Source organism: Pseudomonas sp. NPDC087615 (assembly GCF_044743445.1).
Taxonomy (GTDB): domain Bacteria; phylum Pseudomonadota; class Gammaproteobacteria; order Pseudomonadales; family Pseudomonadaceae; genus Aquipseudomonas; species Aquipseudomonas baetica_A.
The window spans coordinates 46,580-57,067 of the sequence record NZ_JBIUWM010000023.1 but is presented as its reverse complement, the minus strand read 5'-3'; the positions used below and the strand labels follow the sequence as shown (position 1 = coordinate 57,067).

Genomic DNA, 10,488 nt, shown 5'->3' with positions numbered 1-10,488 from the left:
AAAAATACTTCGAACAACAAAATAAACAACGTCCAATACAATCATAACCAAAACGACCATCTACAAATCTCAAAACACGGGTGCTACCTCGAAGATATGCAAAAAAACAGCTGCATAGGTTACCGGTTTCGAGCGCTCAGGCCGAGTTTCTTTATACAAACGGTGCTAATCAGTGGTTTTTTGTTGCCTGATTTGTCTCTTACGGTAATACACAGCGTCTTAAATGCTCTAATCGCCCATCGCGTCTTACAGAAGAATCGTTTCTCTTATGGATTTCAAACAGCTCTGGCTCAACGCCCAGGACCTCTGGGGCACCCTGGAACAGCATCCACTCTTGCAGGCCGGCCTGGCTTTGGCAGTGTTGCTGGTGATCGCGCTGGTACTCGGACGAGTGGCGCGCTACCTGATCCTGCACGCCAGCCGTATGCTAGGCCGCCAGCCTTCGCTGCACTGGATCAATGATTTTCGCCATAACAAGGTGTTTCAGCGTCTGGCGCAAATGACACCATCGCTGGTCATCCAGTTCGGCCTGCATCTGGTGCCCGAACTGAGTGACACCGCCATGACCTTTCTGGGCAACGTGGCGCTGGCGTTCACCATCCTGTTCCTGTTGCTGTCGGTCACCGCCCTGCTCAACGCCTTGCTCGACATCTATGCACGCACCGAACACGCCCGTACTCGCTCGATCAAGGGCTATGTGCAACTGGCGAAAATGGTCTTGTACGTGTTTGGCGCAATCATCATCGTCGCCACCCTGATCGACCGTTCACCACTGTTGCTGCTCTCGGGTCTGGGCGCGATGTCGGCGGTGATTCTGTTGGTCTACAAGGACACGCTGCTGTCGTTCGTCGCCAGCGTGCAGTTGACCAGCAACGACATGCTGCGGGTCGGCGACTGGATCGAGATGCCACAAGTCGGTGCCGATGGCGACGTGGTCGACATCACCCTGCACACGGTCAAGGTGCAGAACCACGCGTGAGCTCCTGCGATTTGACGGATCCCGTGAGCTGACCTTAAATGGACGGACATCCTCATCGAGCCTTGTCCATGACTGAATCAGCCGGAGTTTCCCAAGGCAACTATCACAAGGTTATCCTGAAGAATGTCCGTCTTTGGGAGCCCTGTAGTGACCAGGATTCAACTGAATGGCTTGCGCTTCCAGCTAATACCACAGGCGACCGCAAGGGCTATTCGATAAGGCCTATGCACCTCCAGCCGCAGTCCGCTCCACGACTCTACGTAATTGTCCAACCAGATGGGAGTCTTTGGCTTGAAGGCTGCCTCTACTTATTCTGGTGCTGGTCTGTAAAGGGAATCAAAGATTCCACCGCTTCGAATGCCGCCGGCGACCTCTCAGACATGATGAACAAACTGACAGACGGTGAAAGAACTTATGACATCTTTCGGGGCCCCCAGTCAGAACGGCCAACGTATTACTACAAATCTGAGCTGAAACTTGAGATCGCTCGGGGCCAAATTAAGCGGAAAACAGCGAATCGCAAAATCGGTAACATGATTGGTTTCTACACATGGAAAGTAATGTGCCGGAACTTTAAGCCCGAAGCCGAAATGTGGATTTCGACAATTAAGCGCCGTCGTTACACAGACGTATATGGAGTCATCCAGGTGAAAGAAGTGATGGCGACTGACTTGCCTTTCAAAAACAAAGAATCCATATCGACTGGCCGCTTCATTCGTGATGGGGGAAAGCTCTTTCCTATTACTCGCGAAAACCAACAGTCCCTTCTCGACGCCTTAATCCAACTCGGGAATACAGAAATGCTACTCACCCACATCGTGGGACTTACAACCGGAATGAGAATTCAGTCAATCCTGACGCTTCGACACAACTGCATAATTAGTGGCATAGGAGCGGACAACGATCCTTTCAAATACTCATTACACCCTATAACTATAGGAGACGGACAAATGACCGAAGCCAAAGGTGGTAAAAACCAGGTTGTCGAAATGCCCGCATGGGTTCACCACATGCTAAACACCTATATACACTCTCAACGACATACAGAGCGAGCAGCAAAATCACCAATAACCAACAAAGATGACCAATACGTATTCCTCACAAGGACGGGCAAACCATACTACGTTGCTGAAATCGATCAATCGCTGTTTGACTTCAGCGCTGAAAAGGGATCGGCAATCCGTCAATTCGCGAAGGTAATTCAGGAGCAACTCATGAAAAACAACACTTCATTCAAATACCAGTTTCACGACCTACGAGCCACCTTCGGCATGAACCTACTCGAAGACTATATGCAAAAGAGGGACAAGGGCGAAATGAATCAATTAGAACTCTTGGACAAACTAAAAAACAGGCTGAATCATGAAGACGTGAACGTAACAATAGGATACATCAAGTATAGACAGGATCATCCGATCCTTGCTCAAGCTCAGTCCGAGGTTGAGGCACACCTGGAAGCTATCGTCCGAAGGGAGATATCTAAGCATGATAAATCAAGAGCGTCACCCCTACGAGATTAAACTTCACGAGCACACGTTTGACCAATTCCGCACCGTTGTTACGACCCGACCTATCGAAGGGCTCATACTCCGATGTACCGATGATCGTAGAATTGATCTCGGCGCGCTCTGTTATACCGAGCGAAATTTTGATAGCCGAAAAATACCCAAGCCACTCCAGGCTGATTCTATTGCGCCTCATCGCAAACCTTACATCCAACATTGGTGTCTCGAGTATGCCGCAGCATATTATCTTGGCGGCAGTCCCTATACTCTTTATACAAATGCTGTGGAACTGGTGGCGTTTTGTGATTGGACTGATGGCAATGGACACAATGATTTTCTTGAGGGTGCGAGTTTTTACAAGCGTGCACTTGATGGCTACACTTATCATTTGACAATTGAAATGAGCCGTGAAAACGGAATCTCTGAATACACGGCGAATCGACTCCAATCACAAGTATTGAAAACCGCTTCGCTTTTTTATCCAGAAGCCACCATCAATTTTCGAAACGACCTGCCAATCATCTCTGCTACCGTTTCCTCCTCAAATCCTACGAAAACACCATCAGAGCAAGCCATGGCGGAACACTTAGTGGTCTGCCAATACTTATTTGACGGTCTTTCCGATTTCGTCCTTCAAGGAAAACCTTTTCCCCATCGAATTCCATACATGGAGACCGAAGCACTTCTGTTACCTGCCGAGTATGCAATCACGACGCCGGCAATTATTGAATCAACTTGGAAGGTGGGCCAAAGCGTCATTTGGGATTACAGATCTGGGAAAGTCAACTCTCTCGAACAGTGTATGGTCAAAGCAAACCAGTCGCGTCATCAGCTGATCCCCCAGCGGGAGCAGGCGCTAGAACTTCTTCGACACGCAAATGCTGATGCTTATCACCACAAGCGTCTGTGGCTAGCTGGGCTGGCGCAAGATGCATTTATCTCCATGTTTGTTGCGAACGCAGGTATGAACGAATCTCAGCTGAGAAGGCTTCTATGGTCTGAAAGCTATGAAACATCCCCTAGCGAGCATGCAGGCTTCGTTGTAATCAAGTATCGGGCTGGCGACATGGAGCAGCAGTTTGAGATCAAAAAGACATTTCATAAGCAATTTACGAAATTTCTTAAGCTACGTGGTTTTCTATGTCGCAAGAAGACTTCCACCTACTTATTTATAAATTACAAGAAAAACAACACGGCGAATCGCCCTATCAAAGCTAACACCATTCACAGCTTTAACTCTCAGGTACGCAGCTTCCTTGACCCTTTACATCAGGGGCTAAACTTCCAAGGCTTGAGAAAGTACAAGTCCGTCTACCTTCTATCCCAAAACTATACTATCAGCACCGTTTCTGCAGTAATGCAGAACAGCAGTGACACCATTTTGAAACATTATGCACAAGCGGAAGAGAAGCAAGCAATAGACGAGATATCCACCACATTAAGCTATGTCATCACCATTCTGGAGCGCGAACTTAAACTCCCTACCCCAGGGGGAGGATGTTCCGGGGAGCCTCCTTCTGAGGTAGAGGAAACGCCGGAGAACTATCAGCCTGATTGTCGAAACTTTGTTGGGTGTGTTTTCTGCGATGAGTTTCGATTGCACGCTGATGAAGACTCTGTACGCAAATTGCTCAGCATGCGATACGTAACCAGAGAAAGATTGTCTTCATGCGAGGACATAAAGCAATTTAATGCGGTACATGGCAAAGCCATTGAAAAAATCGACTCTATCCTGGCAGAGCTCTTAGAATTAAGGCCAGACATGAAGCCTTTGATAGAACGCGTGCAGGATGAAGTTGAGCTAGAATACAAACTGTCTCCCTACTGGGAGTCCCTCTACGGGCGTTTACTTCGACTCAAGGTGATCAAATGACAGACAACACTCAAAATTCGGGTCGAGCCCACTCTAATAGTTTTTCTGTTTTCCCTACCGATCTCAGCTTTCTGGGCACAGATGTATTCTATGGAATGTCCTTTGCTAGACTCGATTCGAACACGGTGGTTTCCCGCACGCAAAACGGTGAAATCCTGTCACGACTATCATCCGACGAGTGGATTCTTCCCGCCTTTGCTTTCCATGTGGGCGACAATATCTATTTTAACTTCCTGCCATTCTATAACGTTTGCGATCACAAAAACCATAACGTTGAGACTTGCAAAAAGCTTTTCATTATCAAGATGTTTTCAAAAAATCTGAAAAGTGGTCGACCACTACGATTGAGCACCATGCACTCAACGCATCAACTGCTCGCTAAAATCAATGACCATTGCGTATTACACAATCTTAAGCTGGAAAGCATTTTCGAAGAGTTTGACCTTTTCAAAAATTTTCAAGAGGAACTGACTCCTAGCATGAATAAAGCGCTGGTTGCGCTTGTCCGAACTTTGAACAGCATTGACAGCCTTGAACGCGGATTCCCATTGAATGGAACAATATTTCCATACATGCAAAAAGCAGCAAAAGCCATTAGAACTGAGGGCAAACAATTCCCTATCATCCCCAGCAGGATCCTTCTATTCAAATATCGCCAATATCACGCTCACATAGATGATTTCTTAGAACATCACCAAAATTTATTCGCCTTGTTAGATCGCGCAGCGGAAAACCCGTACTATGGGAAATCCAATAAAATCCACACCAATCCAAATACGAGAGCCTCAAAACTAGCGACGGCGGAACACTTAGCGCTGCATATAGATAATCCAACCAATTTCAAGAAAGCTGTTCAAGAATACAATCTTGATACCTTGTGCGAAAAATATCAATGGAAGGCGATCATTAACGTTCTTGGCTTTATTACTAAAGTATCGCACTGCGCCAAGAGCCTGATCCACCTATACACCTTGATGCGCGACCACGAAGTTAAAGGATTAACCACCGATTGCTTAGAACGCGTTAAGGGATGGAATAATGATGCACTCTACGTCGCCGGCATCACGACAAAACTCTATAGCACATCGAAGCCGACAAAATGGATTACCACAGATGCAATCCTAAAACCGGTCGACACTCTTACCAAAATCAACCGATTTCTCTCACCGCATTTCAAAACCCCCAATAACCACCTTTTAATTTCGGCAGCAGTACACCCTGTTGCAAATACCAAACCGTCGAAGGACTACTTGGTAAAAAGAATGGGAGTGGAGGCTGGGTTAGACCCTATACTCATTACAGAGGCTGACATTCAAGAACTTGAAGCAGTCGACCCCCTGAGAAACTGGCGTAGCGATCCGAAATACAAGATAGGAGCTCCTTGGATAATATCTTCTCATCAATTTCGTCGCACCATGGCAGTATTTTGCGCGCAAACAGGACTCATCACTTTACCTTCGTTAAAGAGGTTATTGGGACATCTGACCAAGGTGATGAGCCTCTACTATACTAGGGGATGCTCCGCTCAGAATTACCACTTCAACCTTATCAATCCTGAGCTCGCAGCCGAGCTCAGGAGGGCAAAATCCGAAGCTGACGGTGCCATGTATATTCGTGAAGCACTAAGAACCTCAGAAAAACTGCTAGGCCTCAAAGGTATGGATATCTCAGGCCAGCGCTCAAGTTCCGTTTGGGTAGATCGCGCCGTAGCTGAGACGGTGCAACTAGCAGCTAAAGGCCTAGCGGCCTACACCGAGATCCCACTAGGTGGTTGCGCCTCGCCCGTGCCCTGTGATAAGCGTGCTCATGGTAATTTTTTCACGTGCCCTGGATGCCGCCACCTAATCGGGAAACAATCTGTCCTAGATGCCACATTAGAAATCATGAAGTTTGATATTTCAGAGCTTGACTCCGACAGCATGGAGTACAAAGCTGAAATGCAAAATTTTAAAGATTTTACTGAGCTTCGCGACAGGCTTATAGCCAAATCAAAATAATTTTTTTGTTAAGTATGGAGCGAGCATGTCTACTACAGAAAACTTTACGACCACCCTTAAGCCTTATTACGACGCCCTCAATCGCATTATCGACGGCTCACCCGACATTGTAGACAAGGATACTAAAATCACCTTGAACGCTGTAGCTATTGAGGCTGGCAAAAGCCCAGGAAGCATTAAGAAGAGCCGAGACGTATATAAGCCACTAATCGAAGAGATTTTAACCCGAGCCGAGCAACAAAAAAAGCTGGTAAAACCGGGCGCCTCACAAGTTCAGCATGCCAAAATCAAAGCCAGCAAGGCAAAAGCAGTTGCTGATGATTACAAATCTAAATATGAGGCAGCGTTAGCACGGGAACTCATGTTAATAATTGCTTGGGATGACGCCAACCAAGAACTACGAAAAGGCAAAGTCGTACCGATAAGGCCCCATGTTAGGCCTCTGACTGATTCTAAAGAGAAAGAATAATGGGGCAAGGTACTTGAAGTTACTCCCCCGGAGCACTCAAAGCCAAGATCCGTCCCGGCTTTACCACCGTCAAAATCAAGCAAGCCCTCAAGCGCTACCTGGGGAAATCGAATCGAGCCGCCACAGCGCTATCCTTGCAATTGTTGGAAGATGCCTGCCCTTCAAGCGCTTGAGGACTCAGAGATAGTGTGCAGCAGGCGGCAGCAGACCAGTGACTAGGCGTACAGCAGCCACTTCCAATCCTTCACTCTCATCCTGGCTGCGCGGCTTTTGCTAGCCCGCTTCCCACGGCAGATCCACCGGCAGCTCAATTTGCAATTTGCTGGCCGGAATTAAGCTCAGATCTGCGGAGACTTCCCTAACCATCTGTCGCTGAGACTCGGTGCCTGCATATCGCTCCAGGAGCGGTGGCCGAGTCAGCAACACTCGAATACGAGCCTTTAGACGCTGCCCCTCTGGATGCCCACAAGCGATCAACCTGCCTATGCGCCCCATCACTCGACGCACTTCCTTATCATCCTCAGCGGATAGATGACCTGAATTACCTCTGACGCGATCCTCCAGCTGTTTTACGGCAGAACGGATAGCCAGCCGGGCTTTTTTGGGAAGCGCCGGTATCGGCCCGTTAACCACCAATCCGGTCACAGTGACGGCCTCGGCTTTCTCTCCAGTAATCAATGCTTGCCCACGCTTACGAACATGCAGCTTGCTTCGCTTCTGCAGGCAGCCTTTTTGTCCGAGCATCCATGTGACAGAGGCAATAACTTGGGTGGTGGTAGCTTGATCAATACGAGTTTTGCTAGATACAGTAATGTCATCTGCGAAGCGCGAATACGCCAGTCCCTGAGCTCTAAAGCGAGTGACGAGCGCCGGCTCGATATCCCAAAACACTAGGTTGGCCAAGTAGCTACTTGTACTCGCCCCTTGTGGAACCTGGCCCTCACGAGTAACTAGATCCGCAAGCAGAGTGGCTACATCTGCGGAGAAGCGGAAGAGACCCACGAACAAGCGATGAATGTGCTCGTTTGTAATTGAGGGGAAGAAATCAGCGATGTCCTGAAGAATGACTGTCTTGGCGCCGGTATGAACCCGAGCGTTCGAGTAAATGCTGCGGGGTAGCTTGGGATCTCTGATACCGCCGTGCAGGTATCCAGGGAACGCAACCTTGCTGAGGATCCGATCCACGATCTTGCGCTGGATCGTCTTCAGAGGCTCATGAGCATCATAGGTATGTCTGGGTGTTATGCCGTCTTTTTTTGTTTGCGGGACATATCGATAAAGGCGAGAGCTACGATGAGTAAGTGCGATTAGCCTCTCGACTGGCTCTCCGAGAGCACGTGCTAAGGCGCTGATGCTGTGGATAGGGCTATGAGGATAGAACGGAGCATCCATGTCCAAGCTTCCGTTGATGGGCCGGCCCCGAAGAACCGGCCCCTCTGAATTCGAATGATGTGGTTTGTTGTGTCATGGGAGGTTCTCAATAAATGGAATCACCACTGTCTCGACAAAATCCCAGCCCTCAACAGCCTTTTCCCATAACCAGATGCATAGACGAATACGTGCGATCCACTTGAGCAGGGTTACTGCCTTCGCCTTTACCCACGCAATCCGACCCGCTTTAGGTTCTTGAGATGGAGCTGTCTCGATGACACGAGCATCTTCACTGTTGTGCATAGACTGACGCGCCTTGCGGCGCGCTAGGTTCTTTAAATTAACCATGACTGATGTTCCCAACGACAGGCGAAATTGCCCCGCCGCCAAGCATTCCGGGCCGAAAGGAACGCTGAAGATGCCACTACAAACCACAGTTCTGCTTATCAAGTCCCTTGATAAGCCGTCCGCCGCATTACCGCCGCATCACATTTCGCCTCAACGCATCAAACGATCAGAGACAAACCCTTGGATCACCTTTGGGATTGCCCTAGGCGCTAAGCACTGAGGAGCGATGGGCAGCACCAACCTGCGCGGCGAAGAAAGCCAAGGCGAACACCAAGGCGACCAGTTTCCCGGTCAAAAACCGCAAGCCCAAATTTCAGTCATATTTAAAGAGCACTTGGGTGGTAGCACCCAACAGATGCAGTATTTATCAGAATAAACAAACCGGCGACAACTGTTATTTTTTGCAAGAGTTGTTTTTCGTCTAAGTCGTATTTTTGACTATATAAAGCGTCAAAATTTAAGTGTCGCTCGTATTAACGCCACCTAGGAAATTTAGCATCTTTCGAGTTGTCGAGTTGGGCTCGTTGACCTATGATCCCAATAGGCGGTGATGGTCGCCTGGCGCCTGTTTCGCGAAGCAATAGCCCATCTGTGACACCCTTCAGTTTTACATCGGCATGTCCCTAACCAGACGCTGCCCGGTGAACAGGCAATCGGACACCTAAGCGTCGTTGATTTAGGAACCTTTGCCATGTCTGATTTTTCCCCGCTAAACATCTTCAAATCCCAAGCTAAACAGCTTGCTCGTGATCAGGGCCTGAAGCTTTCTGTTGCTCAAGAAACCCATGTCCAAAAAGCGGGCTTCGCTGATTACCATGAGTTTTCTGTCGTCGCCCAACGGAACCCCAAGGATCCGCGTCTGATGTTGGCCGTTTTTGGGATCAAAGACTTTTCCCAAGCGATCCATGAGGATGATGTCTACGCCGACCTGGATCTAGAGTTGGAGGATCAGCTCTCCGGTGCGATTGCGGATACCAATGCGAGCGGATTCACGATTAATGTTCTTGAAGTGGAAACCACGGCCTACAGCGATACAACCGGAAAGCTGACGTTGGGGCTCTCCCTTACGTATCAGGGGCAGCAAGACCAAGAGAGGATGTATCACGGTGCAGCGTTCTATCTTAAAGCCACGGTCGAATTGCTACGCCGTGATGGTATATGGCTGCTTGCTGAGGAAGGCGTGGTCATCTCCAGCAGTGAGTCTGATGCTGATCGCGACCGTAGGTCTGAATGGGAGCACTGGGCCCAGGTTAAAGAAGCTGAACGCGGCAACCGCATAACCATGGCCCAAGCCTTGGCGTGCGAGTTGGACATATCTGTAGAAGACGCAGAGCTTCTGTCCGATGCGGAGGTCACGATTAATGAATCGGATGAGGGGCTCGTATACAGCTACTGGATCAATCTTGAACCTGTAGCCGAGGGTAAGGTGAGAGCAGACCTCCTAGCGCGATTTGGTTCTCTGGAGTACGAGCTAGGCCCGAACTTCTTCGACGATATTGAGCACAACCTCCGAGATTGATGAAGTGGTGGCCGGCCTCACCGCTGACCATTATGTCTTTCAGCATATCCAGGCTCCGTAAATCCGCTTTCACTGGCTGGTCTGTCCTTCCCTGTTCAAGTTTCAATACTAGATACCGAACCCTGGGTGGTTATGGCGTTAATATCTTCGCCGGAACAGAGATCTCATCGAGGCCTACTGGCGCGTCTAAAACTTTGAGGTGACCGAAGACTCGCTTGCCGTGTACCTACAGCAGCATATGCCCGAGGTGTATCGGTGCCACACCCAGGCGATGTACTTCTTCCCTGAGCGGTTGACGCTACAGCATGTCAGCGGCCACATTCGAAGCGGTAATATCCGATAGGCGCGTAACGGGCCGGTGAACGTGAGATTGCAATACATCAGCGATCACTCGAGATCAAGATGTTGGTGCACTGGGACGAAGAGG

General features: G+C 49.0%; 8 protein-coding genes and 1 pseudogene. 7 read left to right on the top strand and 2 right to left on the bottom strand.

Features of this window, described 5'->3' with window-relative positions:
- Window positions 1–268 precede the first annotated feature (268 nt).
- The 5 genes and pseudogenes from ACIOU6_RS13700 to ACIOU6_RS13680 all read left to right on the top strand — a co-directional run.
- Window positions 269–970, top strand: a pseudogene (locus ACIOU6_RS13700) (mechanosensitive ion channel domain-containing protein); the annotation flags it as partial.
- 77 nt (window positions 971–1,047) lie between these two features.
- A complete protein-coding gene (locus ACIOU6_RS13695) occupies window positions 1,048–2,499 on the top strand; it encodes a site-specific integrase (protein WP_017337087.1) in 1,452 nt (483 codons plus the stop codon).
- Window positions 2,465–4,357 (top strand): hypothetical protein, encoded by a 1,893-nt coding sequence (locus ACIOU6_RS13690; protein WP_031318517.1) that lies wholly within the window; start codon window positions 2,465–2,467, stop codon window positions 4,355–4,357. The genes ACIOU6_RS13695 and ACIOU6_RS13690 overlap by 35 nt, the downstream gene beginning before the upstream one ends.
- Entirely contained in the window at window positions 4,354–6,354 is a 2,001-nt protein-coding gene (locus tag ACIOU6_RS13685) for a hypothetical protein (protein WP_017337084.1), read from the top strand. Before ACIOU6_RS13690 ends, ACIOU6_RS13685 begins: the two co-directional genes overlap by 4 nt.
- 25 nt (window positions 6,355–6,379) lie before the next feature.
- Window positions 6,380–6,823 (top strand): hypothetical protein, encoded by a 444-nt coding sequence (locus ACIOU6_RS13680; RefSeq protein ID WP_017337083.1) that lies wholly within the window; start codon window positions 6,380–6,382, stop codon window positions 6,821–6,823.
- A 273-nt stretch (window positions 6,824–7,096) separates the two neighbouring features.
- Here the strand turns inward: ACIOU6_RS13680 and ACIOU6_RS13675 are convergent, their stop codons facing one another.
- Both ACIOU6_RS13675 and ACIOU6_RS13670 read right to left on the bottom strand, forming a co-directional pair.
- Window positions 7,097–8,215: a reverse transcriptase family protein gene (locus ACIOU6_RS13675; protein ID WP_401136990.1), complete on the bottom strand. Its 1,119-nt coding sequence runs from the start codon at window positions 8,213–8,215 to the stop codon at window positions 7,097–7,099.
- A gap of 72 nt (window positions 8,216–8,287) precedes the next feature.
- Entirely contained in the window at window positions 8,288–8,542 is a 255-nt protein-coding gene (locus ACIOU6_RS13670) for a hypothetical protein (RefSeq protein ID WP_017337081.1), read from the bottom strand.
- 226 nt (window positions 8,543–8,768) lie between these two features.
- On the opposite strand from ACIOU6_RS13670, the gene ACIOU6_RS13665 reads away from it, so the two are divergent.
- Together ACIOU6_RS13665 and ACIOU6_RS13660 are read left to right on the top strand one after the other, a co-directional pair.
- Complete coding sequence (locus ACIOU6_RS13665; protein ID WP_017337080.1) at window positions 8,769–8,918, top strand: hypothetical protein; 150 nt, start codon at window positions 8,769–8,771, stop codon at window positions 8,916–8,918.
- Window positions 8,919–9,233: 315 nt separating this feature from the next.
- Complete coding sequence (locus tag ACIOU6_RS13660) at window positions 9,234–10,061, top strand: hypothetical protein (RefSeq protein WP_401136986.1); 828 nt, start codon at window positions 9,234–9,236, stop codon at window positions 10,059–10,061.
- The last annotated feature ends 427 nt before the right edge of the window (window positions 10,062–10,488 follow it).